Annotated in this window: 13 protein-coding genes; all 13 read right to left on the bottom strand. The window is 36.3% G+C overall.

The window, feature by feature from the left end; genetic code table 11:
- Window positions 1-638: 638 nt before the first annotated feature.
- The 13 genes from HMPREF3112_RS09155 to HMPREF3112_RS09095 all read right to left on the bottom strand — a co-directional run bounded on the left by HMPREF3112_RS09155 (window position 639) and on the right by HMPREF3112_RS09095 (window position 19,332).
- Window positions 639-2,510 carry a hypothetical protein gene (locus HMPREF3112_RS09155; RefSeq protein ID WP_070439450.1) on the bottom strand — a complete coding sequence of 624 codons (1,872 nt, stop codon included), beginning with the start codon at window positions 2,508-2,510 and terminating at the stop codon, window positions 639-641.
- A 767-nt stretch (window positions 2,511-3,277) separates the two neighbouring features.
- A complete protein-coding gene (locus HMPREF3112_RS09150) occupies window positions 3,278-3,847 on the bottom strand; it encodes a hypothetical protein (RefSeq protein ID WP_070439447.1) in 570 nt (189 codons plus the stop codon).
- 12 nt (window positions 3,848-3,859) lie between these two features.
- Entirely contained in the window at window positions 3,860-4,513 is a 654-nt protein-coding gene (locus HMPREF3112_RS09145; RefSeq protein ID WP_070439444.1) for a hypothetical protein, read from the bottom strand.
- Between the two features lie 247 nt (window positions 4,514-4,760).
- A complete protein-coding gene (locus HMPREF3112_RS09140; RefSeq protein WP_070439441.1) occupies window positions 4,761-7,301 on the bottom strand; it encodes an SspB-related isopeptide-forming adhesin in 2,541 nt (846 codons plus the stop codon).
- An 18-nt stretch (window positions 7,302-7,319) separates the two neighbouring features.
- Window positions 7,320-8,654, bottom strand: coding sequence for a hypothetical protein (locus HMPREF3112_RS09135; protein ID WP_070439439.1), 1,335 nt, complete (start codon window positions 8,652-8,654; stop codon window positions 7,320-7,322).
- A 141-nt stretch (window positions 8,655-8,795) separates the two neighbouring features.
- Window positions 8,796-9,326, bottom strand: coding sequence for a hypothetical protein (locus tag HMPREF3112_RS09130; RefSeq protein ID WP_070439436.1), 531 nt, complete (start codon window positions 9,324-9,326; stop codon window positions 8,796-8,798).
- A 92-nt stretch (window positions 9,327-9,418) separates the two neighbouring features.
- On the bottom strand, window positions 9,419-9,613 hold the full coding sequence (locus tag HMPREF3112_RS09125; protein WP_070439433.1) for a hypothetical protein: 195 nt from the start codon (window positions 9,611-9,613) through the stop codon (window positions 9,419-9,421).
- A gap of 383 nt (window positions 9,614-9,996) precedes the next feature.
- Entirely contained in the window at window positions 9,997-10,569 is a 573-nt protein-coding gene (locus HMPREF3112_RS09120; protein WP_070439430.1) for a hypothetical protein, read from the bottom strand.
- 204 nt (window positions 10,570-10,773) lie between these two features.
- The gene (locus tag HMPREF3112_RS09115; RefSeq protein ID WP_070439428.1) at window positions 10,774-11,364 is read right to left on the bottom strand and encodes a hypothetical protein; all 591 of its coding nucleotides are present in this window, start codon (window positions 11,362-11,364) and stop codon (window positions 10,774-10,776) included.
- 69 nt (window positions 11,365-11,433) lie between these two features.
- A complete protein-coding gene (locus HMPREF3112_RS09110; RefSeq protein ID WP_070439425.1) occupies window positions 11,434-12,207 on the bottom strand; it encodes an FxLYD domain-containing protein in 774 nt (257 codons plus the stop codon).
- 154 nt (window positions 12,208-12,361) lie between these two features.
- Window positions 12,362-15,484, bottom strand: coding sequence for a type I restriction endonuclease subunit R (locus tag HMPREF3112_RS09105; RefSeq protein ID WP_070439422.1), 3,123 nt, complete (start codon window positions 15,482-15,484; stop codon window positions 12,362-12,364).
- 33 nt (window positions 15,485-15,517) lie between these two features.
- Complete coding sequence (locus tag HMPREF3112_RS11455) at window positions 15,518-16,768, bottom strand: restriction endonuclease subunit S (RefSeq protein ID WP_070439419.1); 1,251 nt, start codon at window positions 16,766-16,768, stop codon at window positions 15,518-15,520.
- Window positions 16,768-19,332, bottom strand: a complete 2,565-nt coding sequence (locus HMPREF3112_RS09095) for a type I restriction-modification system subunit M (protein ID WP_070439417.1) — start codon at window positions 19,330-19,332, stop codon at window positions 16,768-16,770. Before HMPREF3112_RS09095 ends, HMPREF3112_RS11455 begins: the two co-directional genes overlap by 1 nt.
- Between the last annotated feature and the right edge of the window lie 610 nt (window positions 19,333-19,942).

Raw genomic sequence — 19,942 nt, 5'->3', positions numbered from 1 at the left:
ACCAATTCTGCTCTCATGTCAACCTCATTATGAACTGACTAAAAATTAAAACAACTTGATGATAGAGTAAATGATAATCCCAATTAAGAGGTAAGCTAGAAGCCCCCTCCAGTCGAAAGGATGGCGCGTTACTTTAAATTTTACTTTCATAACCTTTTTTGATGTACTCTGCTAACCTCCCCTATATGCTTTGTGGAAGGAATATCGGGGTTATTCCCCGATTTCACACTTAAAGGTGAAGAACAACAAGTGAATTGTGATTAGAAACCTGTGTTTCAACATGAGTGTTCTTTGAATTTAGCACGTATATCTTACTTCTTTCTCTTTATTAATCTTACATATAGTTTATAACTCAAATGGTTTATAATTTCAACACTTTTTGGTGATTTAATATATTGAATTGTCAAATTAAGCGCACATTTCCCCTCTAAAATACTCCAAAAGGTAGTTGCTGTTAATACGTTTCTACGATTTAAGCGATTTTTGAAATTCTAAATATCGCAACATTGCAATATAAATTAATCGAATAACCATTTTTAAATAAGTTAGACTTTCGTATATATAAGAAACGCCCTAACAAAAGTTAGAGTGTTTTTTTGTAGTATTTTTTTTCTAGATAATTTATAAACTTTGAAAAACTATCTCTTAGATAGTCTGACTTGTGTGTAGTATTCTAACTCATCATTGATTCTTATTACATAAAAAATGACAATCTGAAGTAACTCCAAATAATTCTGTAAATGTTCTTCTTCGCTTTTATAAGCAAATTTACCATGAACGAATTTATTCCGAATCTTTAATCCATTACCATATTGTTTATCATCTAAAATATAAGATAAATAATTATTTTCATGGTCAGAAAAAAGCTTATCTGAGTATTCACAATATCCTTTTCTGCAAAGGTCTTCTGCAATATCTAGTATCAATTTATCTTTATAGTATAGGCAATATGTACCTGACCTCCATAATTTATTCAAAATGTTAATTTCTTGAAAATTTGTAAATGTTATCAATTCATTTGATAGTTTTAGAAGGTCCTTATCTATTAAAATTTTTATCAGTTCAACTTGATAATCTTCAAAATCTGTAATTTTTACACCAGATTTAATATGTTCAAAGAATGCAGAAGGTTCTTCTTTTGACGAGATGGTGCTTAGGGTACTTTGGTCAGAGAAAAGGGTTGAAAATAAAGAAGAATTATCAGAAGTATTGCTCAATTTTAAAAATTTTTTCTCATTAAATGATTTTAATGATGCATAAGAAGAGGCTTTAGATTTAATCTCTAATAAACCTTGGTCGATTTCCCCGTTTCTAAAAAATAGTTCGTATTGGTCTAGGATACTATCCATTTCACTAACAATAGATTTTCCTCTTTCATAATAAGAAGATTCTTTATTGGAAGGGTGGAATTGAAATCCTTTTATATTCAATTCGGCTTCTAAATAAGTGTTGAAGTACCATTCAATAATCTTCTCAATATCAATATCATTTTTCTTTAGATAAAAAAAATATGCAGAAAATAACATATCATAAGACAGTTTTAAATGATGATCGTAGTCTTCGAAATGAGCATTTGATTTTGGGGAAAATAAACGAGTGAAACTAAATGTTTCATCATTTGCAACTAACCAAGGTAATCCTGTTTCATAATTGAAATAATCAAGTATATAAATATAATTATTTAATAAGGTTGGGAAATCATGATATTCATCTAGTATCGTTTTGTTAATAATGATTTCATTATTTACTTGAGTACATAGCACATCTGATTGTAAAGGACTTATAGCAACAGACTGAGAGTACTGTATTCCCTCATTAGTTTGAAAATGCCTTTCCCAAAATTTATCGTATGTTCTTTTTGCTAAAAGTTTAGTTTGATCATTAAACTCATATTTACTTAATTTTTTATACTCAACTATTAATTGTAAATAATTAGGGTTTATAGAGTCAATCTCACAATATTTTCTGGCTAAATCATTTATCTCTTCATTTGTGATTTCCAATTTAGTGTATAAGCCATTTTGGGAATCCGTATATTTTCCCGATTGATTATTCAAAAAGAACTCTATATTTCTAGGTAGAGAGAGAAAGTTTTCTTTGATAACTTGTGGAAATAGGTCAATCAATTCTGTAACATTTTTAAGAGTCATTGTCCGAATATCATATTTTTTAATATATAATTCAAAATCTCTAACGTCATTTTGATTAATTTTTCCTAAAAACAGTACCAACTCCCAAAAAACATTCCTATATGAAATATCAATGCTTGTATAATCTATTTCAAACATTGAAACGGGGAAATTCTTAGATAAGTCAGTATTAAATTGTTTAATTAGATATTTGAAATTTGAGAATTTACTTTCCTTTTTTAATAATTTTAGAATCAAATATATTTCAATTAAATCATTAATTTCATTTGAAGACTTATACGATTCAATATAGTTTTGAACCCTATCGTATTGAAATGGTTCTATTACATTACGAGGAGTGTGAAAATTTTGATTTGACATATTTTTTATATTCCTTATGATGATTTGGTTGTTTTTATAACATTAACATTATATAGTGTCTAGGTACACCATTGTTTTGGTCAACTTGAATTGATTTTCATCGTTAAAAAATATTTACGTGTTGTGCAAAGATTTCGACTCTTTTTTCTGTCCACTGCATTGGTAGAGGTAGTGTAAAATAAGTTGTGTAAACACAAAAAGGAATAAATTCGTTATAGTAGAGTTGCGAAACATTACTAGAAAGAGATTCATTCCTATGACTCAGTTTACCGCGGGACTACTTAACTTCCTAGCCCAAAAGTAAGATATTGATGAATTTTTCAAACCTAAATTTAATTAGCATTTCATTCCCTTAAGCGTGATAATTTCGCTTGTTTCAATGATATTATACAGCTAAAAAAAACACAATGATTTTGTTGATATAAGTGAAATCTTCACTATTTTCGGGAGAAAAAATAGTACGCGGTTTTTACAAGATAAACTTGATGGCAGTACCTTACCTGTATAAAATGATACCTTTGAGGATACTGTTACCAGTTACACGACAGTTTAATAATAATTTGATTTACTGACCTTTCTAAATCTTGTTAACAGAGGTGGCCGATACTGATTGAATTCTGTAATCAAATTTTCTTTTATCTGATGAAAAATGCTTTGGTATATCTACTATGAAAATTACTAGAGTTGAGAAGTGAAGTGTTGTGCGTGGTATGACAACTCAATACAAAAAGGATAGCATCATATGCTATCCTTATGTCGTCCTATATTTATTGTGCAGGTCTCAAAGTTGCTGCAACTGTCCGAATAGTACTTTGTGTAAGCTCATCTCGTTTTTCTTCATCAGTGATTACACGAGGTTTTGGAAAGTTCTCGATAGGCTTTTCATGTTCTTGAGCTTGCTTTTTAGCTTGTTCAAGTCGTTGGTGTTGGGCTTCTGGGCCCCAGTCTTTTTCTGCAGCAATCTCAGAGACCATAAAGGCACTATATCGATATGCCTCTGGAACAATCGTCTGGATTTGTTCTTTAGTGAAGCGGTCTCCCTCATTATAATCGACGACATCCCAAATTAGTCCGCCATTGCCATCTTCTCGTGCTGCAAGGAAGTGTTCGCATCCAATAGGATTTGAGAGATTGATCATAAAGAGTTCTTCAGACCATTCTCCAGTCATAACGGCATCAATGAATGTTTTATATTCATCGTCTGAGGCAAATGTTAGTTGACCTTCTTTTTCAGCTTTTTGAGCTTCACATAATACCTCAAATCGTTCTTGGTATAGTGAGAAATTGTACTGCTTCAAAAAACTTGCTTGTTCCGTTGTTAAAATATTTTTCTTCATCGTGATTACCTCTTATTCTAAGTTAAATGTCAGTGTTACTTTAGTCAATGGGATGTGTTTAAGTCCCCAAAAGCCAGATTTCAGCAACACTTTGAACATACCAGCTACATTTCCTTCTGTATCTTGCCTAAACTTTTCATCTCTGATTTCCGTAAGACCTTTAAATTCATGAGAAATACTACTAGCAATAGATGAACGCATCGACTCTTTGATATTGTCTACGGTGTCAAATCGTCCTCTTATATTTGCATTGTGTCTATCGTCAAAAATGATTTTATTGATTTGACCTTTGCTGAAGTTTCTTAAGGCAATAGCTACAACATAAGGAAGTGCGATCCCCAATGTAACTAGTGGGTGTGTCAGAATATCAAAGACAATACCTTTTAGAGTGGTGATAAGTACGATATAAGCCAATGCACCTATCAATTTAAAGTAATTAACTGACATCGTAAATTTATTTTTTCGATTAGCTAATAACAAACCAATACATACATAAACTACTAGTAATACCAGGGCGACAATATGAATCGTCTTTGTTGAAACATTGAGAATATTGTTTGCTAATAACAGAACTGAAGTAGCTGTTATAAATATGATTTCAAGGAAATAAATACTTTCAGCACACCATTTCATCAGTAACATGAACATTAATTTATTATTTTTCAAAAAGACCCCTTCTTTCTATTTATATGGTCTTGATTTCATAAGTCCATAATTATATAAAATATCAGTCCTCATATAAGCAACAACTTCCTTCCTAGTTTGTTTTAAAGTACTTCTAAATTATAGGAAAACAAATATCTATTTGTAACCCAGTGACACCTCCTAAAAAAACACAACTCTTGTGAGCTGTGTTTTTAGGGAATGATGAATTTAGAATAGGGAAAAGGAATTTTAAGAAGTGGGTGCTATCTTAGTACTCTTTACTACGTTTAGAGAAACCAAGCATGCCAAGTGCAGTAGTCAAAATAACTGCACCTGCAGTAGCAATGGCTGATGTTGATTTTTCACCAGTGTTAGGAAGAACTTTGATAGCTTGTTGTTGGACAGGCACTTCTTCTACTGGAGTTACTGGGGTAGAAGTAGGTCCGCCAGACTCTCCTACTGGTGCTGCTGGTGGTGTATCGAATGAAACAAGATTTGATTTATAGGCATTACCAAAATCAATCTGATAGAAATCATTTTCTACAGTAGTACCTGCAGGGACTTGCAATGTAGCAGGGAGATTAACTGTTACATTATTATTTTTTAGAATGTAGTCTTGGTAATAATCTACTGGATTTTTGGCTACCCAGAGATAGAATTCACCAGTTGGGTTAAGACCAGATTCATTTAGGATCTTGTTGATGGCATCAGTACGCCCTTCATCTGAAAGTACGTGATACATATCAAAAAGGTCTTTGACATCTTTGTTCTTGCTATCGACAATAGTAATAGCATCTTCATCTACTGTGAAGGCACCATCTTGCACGTCATCAAGGAGTGCAAATTTAAGTGCTTGTTTAGATGCAGCCATTTCTTTGTATGGGCTATAGTCAGTCGTCAAATGGAAGGTTACTTTATCATCGTCAGTAGTCTTACCGTCGATGTCATTTCCTTTTGAATCTGTAACAGACATATGTGGTTTTGGAGCCGTTGGTGTTTTGTTAGTTACAGTATTAGAAAAGGTCTCATAACCGTTGCGACCAGATTTATAAGTATTATCATAGAAGCCGTTGTCATCAGAGGCTACAAACTTGATAGTAGGTGCTTCAAGAGTTTTACCTTCATATTTAGCTGTAAATGTGTAGGTCTTAGAAGCATCATCATAGTCAACGTTCCAACCTTTAGCCTCATTTTCAGCTTTGTTGGCTTCGATGTTAGGAACTTCTCCAAATTCAAGAGGATCACGTGTTGTCACAGTGTCGCCAACTTTTGCATTGGCAAAGATATTTCCATTATTCAAAACATAGGTGTGTTCATCATTTTTAGGAATCATCTTACCATTAACATTTTCACCGTCGCTGTTGAGGACAGTTTTAGTTACAGTTGGTTGATAATTCATACTGTAGTCATGGTAGCTTACAGATGGAATTTCTGGTTTAACAGGTTCATTAACCTTTTTAACTGTAGCTGATGGCACCACGTTTGGATTAGTGAATTCAAGACTCAACTGGCCATGCGTATTGATAATCCAGTTATCATCAATGTTAAGAATTGGGATAATACCAGTAGTCTCGCCTGGTTTCAAGACATAGGACTTGTTAAGTGCAATACTACGGTTGATATCTTCCGCAAAGCTTGAGTTACCATCGTGGTTTACTGAGTAAATTTCTTCGCCATCAGTATAAACGTGGTAGTTAAGATTTTGGTTAACACCAGTATTAGGACGGTTACTTGTATAAGCATAGTTCCACAAATCGAGACTATTAAGTGTTACGGTTGTCGAACCGTCTCCGTTAGCAACAGACGTGAAATTAACCTTACCATTAAGGGTACCTGTACCCAAAACGCCCAAGCTATCATTAGCTGAGTCATTCATATCGTGCGTGAATGAGAAGGTTCCGTCTGGATTAACACTACCATTTTGAACAGAGTTACCATAAGTCAACTGGTCAACATTTTGTGTTGTTACTCGTCCGTCAACATTAACGTTAGCATTATCCTTCATAGCAGCATAATCTTTGTTAAATTTGTCGATGGTTTCTTTGTTTGACGCAATCTGCTTATTAACCTGCTCAGTATAGGTGTTGTAATCACCTACATTATTACCATCTCCACTTGAGATTTCAGTAGCTTCAGCTTTAATAAGTCCATTACTGTCTTTAACGGCTTTATCTACTTGAGTTTCAAGTGTGTCGTGAGCTTTGTCAGCTGCATCATAGGCTGATTGGCGTCCAGATGCGTCCTGAGTAGCTTGTTTGATTGTAGCTACTTGTTCATTTTGGTCGGCCTTGATTTCAGCTTGCTTTGTTGCGAGATCTTCACTTGTAGTTGGTGTCCCTTTATCTTGCGTAGCATCTTGTGTTACTTTAACACCACTGTCTTTTGCAGTAGCAACCGCATCTGTGACAGCTGTGTTGTCTATAGTTACCTTTTCAGCTTCAGTAGATGTATTAGCCTTTTCAGCGTAAGCGTTATTATCATTACTACTTACTGGTTGTATAGTAGCTACTTCTGCTACTGTTTCAGTAGGTTGTGAATCAGTAGTGTTTGTTGCAGTCGCTGTGGTTGTTGGAGTAGAGACATCTGAAGTTGCAACAGCTGTAGCTTGTGACATAAGGCTGTCTGCGTTTGCTTGTGAGGTAGCCACTGGTTCTGAATTTACAGGAGCTTCAGTTACTTCATCTGCGGATGCTTGAGAAGTTCCTCCAACGATTGCTGCAGCACCGAGTGCAAGTACACCTACTGCTCCATAGACCTTATTTTTACGAATAGAGCCATGTCCTTTCGTGTTATTTGAGTCTTTAAACATTTAAAATAATCACCTTTCTTAGTTTAAGTACCATTTATCTTGTTTCACAGCTGTACGTTGAAGACCAAGTGCTGCCAAAATCAAGAATCCAAAGGTAACGAGTTTTGTTCCAGCTTCCCCTGTTTCAGGAAGTGTTACCATTTCTCCTGCCTCGGTCTTAACAGAGACAGTTCCATCCTCATTCACTGCTCCTCCTGCCTGTGAAGCTGGAACTGAGGCTACAGAACCATCGAAGTTTTGTACGACAAGATCACTATTGTTTGTTGAGACAACTTTATAACCAGTATTTGTGACGACTGGTTGACTAGGAGTCACATTAAGTACAACTTGTTTTGTTGAAGGAGAAACGTCCCCTGGTTTAGGTGCTTCTTGAACATTCGTGTCGCTAACTTTAGGAGTTTCTTCAGTTTTAGGAGACTCAACTACCTTGTTTGAAGATGCTGCTGAAGTTGAAGCTACTTCTGTACGATTGTCTGATTTATGTTCAGATGGCGTAGAGACACCAGTTCCATTGGTTCCGTCAAGAATATGAGGTGTATTTGTAGCAGTTTCAGACAGTTCTGGAGAAGTTGATGATTTCTCAGAAGATGTTGTTCCTTCGCTACTTGGCAAACTTACACCTGTTCCAGAAGTTCCATCAGATACTTTAGGTGTTTCTGAACTTGTTGAAGAAGATTCAGCTGAAGTTGATGAGCCACTAGGTGCTTCAGAACTTGAAGCGTTATTCCCTTCAGTTGGTGCTGGAGTTGGTGTGGCAACCGTTGACCCTTTATCATTAACAGTATTTGTTGAACTTTCACTGCTACTGCTAGTGTTATTTTCACTATTGTGGTTAGTATTAGCAGTATCCGTAACGTTAGGCTTAGTAGGGGTTTCAGTTACTGTGTGCTCTGAAGGGGTAGGTGTTTCTGATGCAGTTGAAGTTGTATCAGAAGTAGAGTTTCCTTCACTTCCTTCAGAGGTAGCTGTAGACGTTTCAGCAGTTGTACTTGCATTGTCAGAAGTCGTAGGTGTAGCCTCAGAAGTTTCTGATGTCTTCCCTTCGTCTTGACTTGGCGTAGTAACACTTGGTGTTGTAGGTGTAGCTACACCTGTACCAGTAGAACCGTCAGTTACTTTAGGTGCTTCAGCAGTTGGGACATCTGTGGTATTGGTACCGGGTGTCGCTGGTGTTGATGAAGCGGGAGGAAGAAGTGTATCGGAGTGTCCAGTCGCAACAGTAGCATTATCTGTTGGTCCAGTTGGTGCGGCAGTTTCGTCTGCTGATACCCCATTATTAACCAAACCTGTTGCTACAAGGGCTGTTAAAAAAGCTCCAGATTTTAGGATCATTGAACGTTTGTTTTTATCCATAAATAAGCAATTTCCTTTCTTAAAAAATTACAATCAGATAATAGCAAAAGTCATCCCTGACTCAAACCCAGTGACACCCTATGAAAACACAAAAAAAGAGCATACTGCTCTCTTGTAATATAATATGGATTGTATTGTTGCCTAATTAAAAGCTCGTCTACGCATTGAAATCCCAATTTCTTGCCAAGATACCTCCATATCATCAGAAGAAGTGTCTCCTAATAGGAAAACGGACTTATTATGGAATAGAGCATCAAATCCAATGTCTTCATAAAATAGTTCTTCATCATCATATTGAAAGCCAGAATCAATATCGAATTCATTGTTAAATATAGCACGGCAAATAAAGTACGCACCTAGACCATAGTAAGTAATAGCTTCATTGGAACCTTTAGGTGTAGCTTCAAATCGATAGTACTTCTCTACTTCAATGGAGTTTTGAGCATTGACTTTAATAGGCTTAAGATAACAGTACCCACGACTAGCGAGAGCTTCATCTAATTGCCGACGTAGAGGACTTTTTTTATGAGCGATGAGACCAGGAATGGCATCCGCCTTACTATCGAGAAAGTCATATGCATTCAGAAGAATCAAACCTTTTTTAAAAAAGTCTGGGCTAGTCTGTCTGTCCAACCACTCACCTAAAAATCGGTTAATACGAGGTGTATTCATAATTTTCTCCTTTCATAGATTTTTGAATCGTCTTTTCTTAAACTAAGATTAGTGTAGCACAGAGGAAATTACAAGAGCAAGCGCAGAGAGCCCTAAATTTTCAAAAGTAATTTAAAATGAACTATTTTTTTAGACGTTGCTTTATCAACCTCTAGGTTTACTTGATAAATTCCCTTGTCTTTAATACAGCCAATAGTGATCCAAAAGTTGAAGTTACAGGGAGGGGTTGCACCTGCTCTTCCTCTTTGATTTATTTCATGATAAACTTTTCCTCGTTTATGGCCCATCCAGCAGTTCTCATCACTTGAAGTTAGGCACTATTCTTGGGGCGAGGTGTTTATTTATATATTATTCTGCTGGCACTAAGTACGAAGTGACAGTGCTTTTGGTTTGCAAATTAATAAGCTTCCTCGCCTCATTCTCTTCTAACACTCCATCAAGTACGCTCGCACTATCCTTTAATATAAATTGCCAATTACGGGGTAAGGTCTCGTCCTGTCGTTTAAAACATTCCATATCCTACTTGAGTAATAATGTAGTCTGTTCCTACTGGTATTCAGAAACAAACATAGTTATTGTTCTTCTATTAACTGCTTTATGGAAATTTAATCCCCAAAAATAGCGATCAAGTTTAAAAACACCAAAAAAGCCAAAGCTTAAGCTTCAGCTTTTATAATCTCAAATCATCAGTCAATACGACATTGATAGGTTCTTCAGTATTTTTACGATACCTCTTCAAACATACTAGTGAAACAACTACCGAAAGTAGTATCAATAAGACTCCACAAACAACCATTGCAAAGACCTGTTCAGGACGAGTGCCATAGTTCTCAGTATAATTCAATAGTGATGCACTGGTTTCCATTTTTTGGATAACATTGGGAACAAAGTTCCAGGAAACAATTGTAAAGACTGCTAAAAAGAGTAACATTCCAAACGCCCAACTTAGAACGTATCGTTGCTGACGAGTCATAAAGTCACGCTGGTTGTATTCTTCAACACATAGTCCCTTATATTGTCCATCCTTGGTGAAGAAACGTGGCTCTTCACCATTTTTTATTCGTTGAATATCACTTAAAATTTCAGCACTTAAGTGTCTAGCCGGTAACTCTTGAGCTAATTTATGTTGTTCTTCAATATTTAACTCAGAAACATCATCAGTATATTTTAAAAGATATTCCTTAGTCTGTCCGTCAAATAATCTGACCAACTTCCTTAAAAGACGCTTTGTTTCTTTTTCCATGACTCCTCATCTCCAATCGTTCTTTAATCCTATTCTCTTATTATCACCAATTCTTTAATCCCTGTGCTATGGCACTATTATATCAAGGATTAAGAAGATATGCACTTACACAAGGACAAAAATTCCTATTAGAGTTAAATATATAAAGAAAAGCTCCATCTATTGATGAAGCTAAACAAGATATGTAAGAAGGATTGACTACGTTTAGTCATGTCCATGTTCAGCATGATCAGCCTCAGCTACTCCATGAACTGATGTTACTTCTATTTGAGTTGTTCCCATAACGTAATTCCCACAGAAATAGAGTTTTGCACCATCTGGGTTAGCAACCTCAAGGACAAACTGACGAACATTGTCCGCTTTAGCTTTAAATACTTGCGTTTTAGCATCAGAGTACTTATAACCTAGCATGAATTTCGCTACAAGCTCATACTGCATCTTAGTGCTAGTAAGCGTTAAGTGATTTTGATAATCTGGCTTAACATCGGTTACGTTCTGAACAGTCTCAACATAAGAACACATTTCTTTCAAAGCATTCTTTACAGTTTGCGTGTCAGCATCATCTGCAGGTGTTTGTGTTTCTAAGGTCGCAAGTGCCTCTTTACGCCATCTCTCATACTTATCTTCTTTTGGAATGTCTTCCGAGGATGAATCTTCAATCACCTGTTCGGTGCTAGGGGGTGTTACTTTTTTCTTCGGTTCATTTTTCTTCATTAAGGCAGAGACCAAAAACATGACTCCAAGAGCGAGGAAAATGACCACCAAAGTAATAATGTACTTAGAATCTTTTTTCATATGCCCAGTATAGCATCATTTATATAGGAGAAAAAGGGAGTGACACCCCCCTTTTTTGTTTCTCGGTCACTATCTAAATTGGAGACCTTTTTCATCTAACAATACTTTGATTTCTTTGAAATCATGATCAGGATCATGAACTGTCAAATTTAATTCTTTAGTTGTCCCTTCTCTCCACTCAATGATGGCTGCATCTATCTTTCTAAAAATAACCTTACCATTCTTATTATAAGCTACAATAGTCATAGGTACATAACTTAGATAATAATCGGTAGTATTCTCAAATGTACCAGAACAATTCAATTCGTCACTATTTTCGCTACTTTTACTGATTGTAAAGTTATTCCCTTTAAAAAATTTTTTAAGTGCTTGGATTATTTCATTTTTTTGCTTCACTTTTATTCCTATGTCTAGTATATCACGTAAGTTCCTAGTATCCTGGACAGGTATCTTCTTTCTTGAATGAATATCAAGTATCAATTCATATCTCTTTCTTCTGTACTCAACCCAACGATCAGAAGAGAAATGATTATTTTCCTTCGATGTTAGTTTTTTTGAATCCTCAAGAACATTTATATATTCAATAGCTAATTTCTTGAGTTTGTTATCCTTAAAAGTTCTTTCCTTGTATCTTCCAACTTCTGATAACTCAAATTGTGTGGCCTTTTCATAGTACGCCGTAGTGTCCTCGTAATTCGAATGGGCATCCTCCCACCGTTTGTCTAACCCTTTAGCTAACGAAATAATGAAGTCGTTATCATAGGTGATTGCCTTATTAACAGCCGAACTGCATAAGAACAATGAAATAACTATCAGAACTGCAAAAAGTATCTTCTTAGGCATAGCAATTCCCTCCTAATTCATTCCCATTACTATTATACCATTTAACAATTTCAACCCGAAAGAAACCTAGTGTATAATAATCATTCTTTATATCACCTATGATACTTCTCAAAAATCAAAGAGCCAGGAAAATCCTGGCTCTTTATTTGAATTATCACTTATATTTCTGTTTAATGTCACGCATCCATTTTTGAAGAACAGGACCTAAGTTCATATTAAGCATCAACTTATTGCCTGCAAAGATATTTGTTGCTTTATCAGGATCCAATGTTTTAGAGATGTCATCACGAAATGGAATCTCTTCTGGTTTGATAAGACTATACTCCTTAAGCGATTTGCTAAGTAAATCAGCATCAATCCCCCATTCGGACGCAAATACTTTAACTTCTTCGAATTGTTGTTTATCCTGCCAATCCTGAAAGGCTTCATCAAAATTACTAGTAGCCGGAATGTGACCAGTTACCAATTCCTCATCAACAAAGCGTTTCAAGGACTTAGCCATTTCATACTCCCCAAGGTTACTCAACTCTTGAATTTGCTCTTGAACTAAGACTAAATTATTATCATTGATAACAATATAACCACCTTCTGTAGTCGTCTTATTACCAATTAACTCTAGGAGGCTCTGAGCATCAATAACTTGAGAACCTTGAAGTTTAGTTCTTCCTTGTAATTCCCTAATGTCTTCCACTTCTGGTCCCTCTTCAACTCTAGGGAAAAGGTTTCGATAAGCACCTATATACTGAAGCCACTTATGCTCATCAAGGCCAAAACGCTTATTATCCCAAACAAATTCATAATATTGTCTAACAATATTTAACTGTTTAGCAGCTTCATTGAATGCTGCTTTAAATCGTTTTCTGCCGTCTTTATCGTCACGTAGGTCTATCCATCGTGTTGGGTCTGAAAGTTCTTGGATGAGATGAAGCATTCGCTTATTCAGTTCATCGACAGCCTCCTCATACTCTTTAACGATGACTTCAGTATTCTTACCACCGCTACCATAAAGTGCAAGAGCAGCCTTAACAAGTTCTTGTGTCATTCTTGGATATTGGAAATTAATAATCGTTCCGAATTCCTTTGAAGAACCAAAAACACGATTAGTTCTAGAATAAGCCTGAATCAAGCCTTGAAGTTCAAGACGTCTATCAACATAAAGGGTGTTAATACGTTTTGAGTCATAACCTGTTAGTAATTGGTCAGCAACAATAAGAATATCGATATTTTTAGGGTTTCTACCACTACCACCTCGTTTTGCACGGTCCGTTACATCTTCAAAGTAAGCAGCTTCTCCATGAGTCTTATTGCCAGGGGTAAAGGAAATACCAGTAAAGTTTGCATAGTCTTCAAACATTTCATTAACGACTTCTAGAGCAATATTATCTGGATCATTCTCGTTTCCAAAACTAAACGTCATAGCGACATTGGGTTTCGCTTCACCATCCTTGAATTTCTCAGCAATTTGTTTCTTGAATTCATGGTAATAGGCAATCACACGCTCTTTATAAGCAGCTGTGAGGATTGCATTAAACTCTCCGTTTTGAGACTGTTCCTGCCAACCATCTAGCACTTCTTCAACGACTCGTGGAATATGAGTCTCATCTTGGTAGATTAAGATACCTTCTTCAGAAGCCTTGGTTTCAACCTCCAAATCATCCCACTTATAGACCTCTCGTGCGATAGCTTTCTCACCTTTTTCTGGATGTTTCTCAGATAAGTACTTAATGAGTTGCTCCCGGAGGTCATCATAATTTCTAAACTCACCAGTATTGATGTAGTCAACATGGAAACCTAAGACATTACCGTCCGCAATTGCTTCATCGATAGTGTATTGATGCAGCAAGGGACCAAATAGCTTTTCAGTCGTATTAATGAGCTCGCTACGTTCATTGACTTTACCTTTAGCCTCATTTTCATCGAACAAGGGTGTCCCGGTAAAACCAAAGAACAAACCATTTTGAAAGAAATACTCTTTAATTTTAAACATCATATCACCCATAGTTGTCCGATGGGCTTCATCAATAATAAAGATTATCTTCTTCTCTTTTAGACTATCATCTTGTCCTTTAACAAGACTTTCAACAAGGTTATAGAGTTTAAAGGTTGTTGTAACGACAATACCACTCTTAGCAGACATCAATTGTCTTCTGAGTTGATAGGTACTTTTCGTATCATCCACATTTACCGATTCATAAACGGAATAAGCCTTAAAAGCTTCTGAAGTTTGGTCGTCAAGGTCACGTCTATCCAATAAGAAGACAACCTTATCATACTCCGTTCGAGTGGCTAAAACCTGAGCTGTCTTAAAACTTGTGATGGTCTTTCCTGAACCAGTAGTATGCCAGACAAAACCACCGTGCGGTATACTATCATTAACCGAGCCAAAAACAGCCTTTTCAATGGCTTGTAATGCGTGGACTTGATAAGGTCGCATCAACATATGACGGCGATTTTCTTCCAGTTTATCTTCATTTATGATTAAATAATCCCCAACCATTTGGTGTGCCATAGGAATCTTTAAGAAATGTTCAATAACTTCTTGATAATCTGTCAATATACGGTGACCTAGGAATTTACCATCTTTTTCGCTTTTTCGTACAAGTGACCAGTGGAACACAAAAGCAGGATTAAAATCGTTGAGTGTTTTAGGTGTCGCAAAATAACGTGTTTCAATCTCACTTGTCACAACCATCATTTGTGAAAAGGCCATGAAGTTATTAGTGTATTCACCTTCGCGGTAATAACGTTTGAATTGTCCAAAGGCTTCGTCTAATGTTTTATCCGTACGTTTTTGCTCAATATTAATTAATGGTAGTCCATTAATTAACAGCACAATATCAAATCGGTTATTATAGTCAGTCTGTACCTCACGCGCAATTTGATAATTAGAGTCTCCACCACGAACTTGAGCCTTTCTCAGAATCGTTAGTGTAATTTGTCGTCTAGTAACATCGGGGTGACTGTCCCGATAGATACCGTCGATTTTACCCGTTGACCCTTCCATTGAAAGGATCTTTGCGGCCTCATAACTATTTGATATCTGTTTGACTTTAGCCATAACTTGCTGGAACTCGGCATCTGTCAAGGCAACACCTTCTAAAATATCCGCATTGATACGATTTAACTCGTCACGCCAGTTATTAATAAGGTCTTGAACAGTGACTTTATGAAGATTACCATTTAGTTTATCAGGAGCTTGCCACTTATACTTCGTTAATTCTTTTACGAAATTTTCCTGAAATGCTTTTTCTGAAGCATTTTTGGGTGTATTACTCATACATGTCCTTTCTATATCAAACTGGAGCTGACGTTACACGAACAATTCATTCAAATAAGCTTTTTTCAAATCGTTTAGTTTGTCTAGTTTTTGTTGCTGGAGGGTAACAAGTTGATCTAGAGCTTCAAAAAATTTCCCTATCTTATTTTGTTCTTTCTTTAGTGGTGTGAATGAAATGGGGATTGATTCTAAATCCCCAAGATAAATCCCAGGTTGAGCTGATGTTGACTTTCTGTTATCAAGTTCTTTTTGAAACTCCTTAGTTTGTATTTTTGTATATAAAAACTGTGTAGAAACTGTCTTATTTGGTCTCAAAAAAGCAACACTTCTCTGGAATGTAATATTACTAGCATCTTCTAGTACAGCAGCTTCCCCGATGGAACCAACAATAGTTAAAAGAATATCACCACTATTTAAGACAAATTTCGAATGTATTTTCATATATTCTTCTAGGGAGATTCTTCTATCAGTCTCATCCCAAATTATATCTCCTCCTTTAATATTTTTTGCACTTAAAAGTAACGGCCCTTTATTAACGTCCTGGTGAGTTCCATGAGTTCCATCCTTTAATAAAGATAATAAGTCTGTTAACTTTTTCTGCTCCCACTCACCTTCAAAACCAGGAAAACGACGTTTCGGCACGCGCTCACCTTCAGCTGGAAACATTTCTGAGAGATAGGCTTTTTTCAGATCTATGAGTTTATCAAGTTTATGCTGATTCATAGTAATAAGGCTATCAAAATCAGCTAAAAAATTACCAATCAGTTCTTGCTCATTAACATTCGGACATGCGATTGATATATCAGAGACAATTTGTTTATTAAGTCCTCCACGGCTTCCATCTCCGGATGATATCAGACGAAGTTCATCATATCGTTTAGATAAATTCTGAAAGACAAATTCATAGTTTAGTGTTTTATCTGGTTCAATAGCGGCAATTGATTGATTAGTTGTTAACGGAATATTATTAACCGCAACCATTCCACGTGTCTTTCCTTGTCCAGCTAATGCAATGAGAATAGAATGTTTTTTCACCCAACGAGCACTAGAGTTACGAATTCCATCATTTGAAATCATATTATCAGTCTTATCAAGTCTTCTTCTATTGACTTCTCCTGACGACATCCAAGGTATCTCTTTAGGTTCCCAATAACTAGAAATAGAAGTGTTCGGTGTCCCGCCTGTTAGAATATTGGCATGTTCCCCTAGCTTTAATTGTTCCCACTCATCATCTAATTCAAACTCTTTAAACCGTCTTTTTGGCACATATTTACTATTCGTCATTATAGCACCACCAATTCCTTCATCATCGCTTCAAGTTCTTTTTCAAGTTTAGCAATCTCATCATCTAGAGTGTCTAAGGTCTCAGAGTAGCGTTTGCTCAATTCGTCTATCACTGCAATCTCAGCCTTAAGCGGTGACTCTACTAAGTCTTCCACTTTTTTAATAACTGAACCAAACCATTTCTTGTAAAGGAGTTGATCTACTTCTTCATCAGTCAATTGAAGAATGCGATCAGCCACTTGTTCTTTTAACTCTTGCTCTTTGGTCTTAATCTTTTTATTGACTGCTGATTTTTCTTTGGTCAAGTCATCGACTTTCTTGAGAAGGTCATACTCAAGAGACCCTTTTTCAGCCTTCTTCAAACTATCTTTAATCGACTTGCCTTCAAAACTGTCTTGAGCTTCACCCTCTTCATTCTTTTTAAGAGAATCAAAGAGAGCATTGTACTCATCACTATCTTCTACCTTAGCAATTTCTACAAGCTCACCCATTTCGCTTTCAATGTCAGCAATACGTGATTTGAAAGCCTCAATCTCAGCTAACTCTTTGGCATAAAACTCACTAGCAATAAGACTATTTGGAACGACAACCCCATTCCAACCGTCTTGAACTGGTTCTTTTTTCTTCCCTTTTTTGACCATATTAGGCTCACGTGTTCGACCAGCTTGATAGAATCCTAACTGTTCAATAAACTCTGAGTCATGTTCAAGGCTATTAGCCCAAATCTCAGCAATCATCTGATACCCGTCATAACTGTCAAATTGTTCAAAAGCTGATAGCTGATGTTTAATATCGGCTAACATGGATTCTTTAACCTGTCTAGAGCTACGTTCCTTACCGAGCTCATGCAACTGGGTCCAATAGGTATCCAGATAAGTTTCAACCGTTTCTTTTACTTGCGTCATTGTCTCTTGAACGACAGTGCTAGATAACACCTCATCTGAAAATGCATCAATCGTTTTGTTTAAAGCCAAATAGCCAGGACGTTTTTCAGTGAAGGCTTGTTCTAAAACATCTGGTACCAATTGCTTGAGAATCTTCAAGTTCTCAATATTCGCTTTTGGAATACCACCGTATAAGTGGGCATCAACATCGTGGGCAATCTCATTGTCTATAGCTGTTACATAACGAGGAATATTCATATTGAACTCATTTCTGATGAGTTCCTTTCGACTCGCTAAATGACTGTAGCCTTCTTCTTCTGTACGATTACTGTATGTATCTACAATCTTAGCAATATCTTTTTCTTGAAGGACATTTTGTTTCCCTACTTTGATAAAGTTATGCGAAGCATCAATAAAGAGAACAGGCTCATTTAAGTCACGATTCTTCTTCAAAATGATGATACATACTGGAATCCCTGTATTAGAGAATAGATTGCTTGGTAGACCAATAACGGTATCAATCTGATTCTTTTCAATGAGTTTCTGACGAATCTCACCTTCTGCTCCTCCACGGAAAAGTACTCCATGAGGTAATACAATAGCCATTGTACCAGTGGTTGATAGGTGGTAAAGCCCATGAAGAAGGAAAGCAAAGTCCCCTTTTGAATCTGGAGGTAATACACTGGCAATTTCAAAACGTGGGTCTGAAGCCTTTAAGCCAGCTCGGTTCCAGTTCTTAATCGAATAAGGTGGGTTCATAACCACCGCATCAAACTGTACGCCTTCATCTGGACGCTCTGGGTCTTCTGGCCAGTCTTGTGCAAGGGTATCACCGTTTTTAATGCTCATTTTCTCAGGACGTACACCATGAAGTAAGAGGTTCATACGTGTCAAGTTGTAAGTCGCTGTATTTTTTTCTTGTCCGTAGTAGCTAAGAACCTTCTGCTGCTCTTCAGATAGATGTTTTTTTACCGTCAAAAGGAGTGAGCCTGAGCCAACGGTCGGGTCATAGATAGAGGCTAGAGACTTATTTGTCGCAACTATCTGAGCCATGACTTCACTAACTTGATGAGGGGTATAGAATTCACCAGCCTTTTTCCCAGACTCCATAGCGAACTGCCCAATCAAGTACTCATAGGCATCCCCTAAAATATCACTTTTTTGGAGGGCAACCATGTCCAAGTCTTCAAAAAGACGAATAAGTGCCTGAATGTTCTTGCTTCGTGTATTCAAGTCACTACCAAGAGCTGTATCAGACAAATCCAAAGTTGAGCTTGAGAAAAGGCCATTAAAATCATCCGTCTCATCTGTTGACACAACACTACGTTCAAATTCGCCAAGACTCTCTGTAACCGTCTGAACTTCAAACTGCCCTGTATTCATGTCATTTAGCCATTTTTGATACAAGTACTTAGGTTTGACCACATATCCTAAGTTATCACTGATCATCTTCTCAAGATCTTTTTCGTATAACTCGTGTGCCTTTTGATATTCCTCAAACACATCCACATCAGTAGAAAGCCCTGATAATTCCGCAAAGGTTTTGAGTGTTTTATCACTTAGGAATTTATAGAACATGAGTCCTAACATGTAGTCTTTGTAACGGCTAGCGTCCATTGAACCACGGAGCTCGGTAGCTCCATTCCACAGACGTGACTTAATTTCTTCTGACGTAATCATTTGAGTCTTCCTTTACTATTTACCATTTCGTTTATAAATTGCTATCTCTGAAAATGATGTTACCTAGACTTGTGACACCATTTCCAAGATAATTTCCCTTTGATTATACCATGAAAGCAATGAAAACATAAGGAAGACCTTGACAAGCTTGGCCTTAGTAGATAGCTAACCACACTTCATGTTGTCACTTAGACACATTAATACATCATATCTGTATTTGAACCTAAAAAAGAAAATGCAGAAGAAACTCCTACATTTTTTATCTATATTAATATTTCTTGGCTATCCCATTCTATCATGCCTTATAAATTGACTCTGACACTTCGGTTTTGGTAAAATTAAATAAAGGTTGAGACTGAGTTTGAGTCGGTGACGACTCATTCAAAGGTTGCGGTTCATCCGTTTCAGGTAGAGGTGCTGCCTCCTGTTTTTCAGGTAAATCCCCGAATGAGTTCTCAGCCTTTTTTGTATGCTCCTGAAAAGACTCAGGAGTATTTTTATTTCGTTGAATTAGTCATTTTTTAGTTTTTAAATCGCAATTCCAGTCGTACTTCTTGACTGAAATAGATATATGTTAAATTCTATCCACGGCAAATTACTATTATAAACC

This window comes from Streptococcus sp. HMSC10E12 (assembly GCF_001807855.1).
Classification (GTDB): domain Bacteria; phylum Bacillota; class Bacilli; order Lactobacillales; family Streptococcaceae; genus Streptococcus; species Streptococcus salivarius.
The sequence above is the reverse complement of the archived record's forward strand: the minus strand, read 5'-3'. Positions and strand labels throughout refer to the sequence as shown.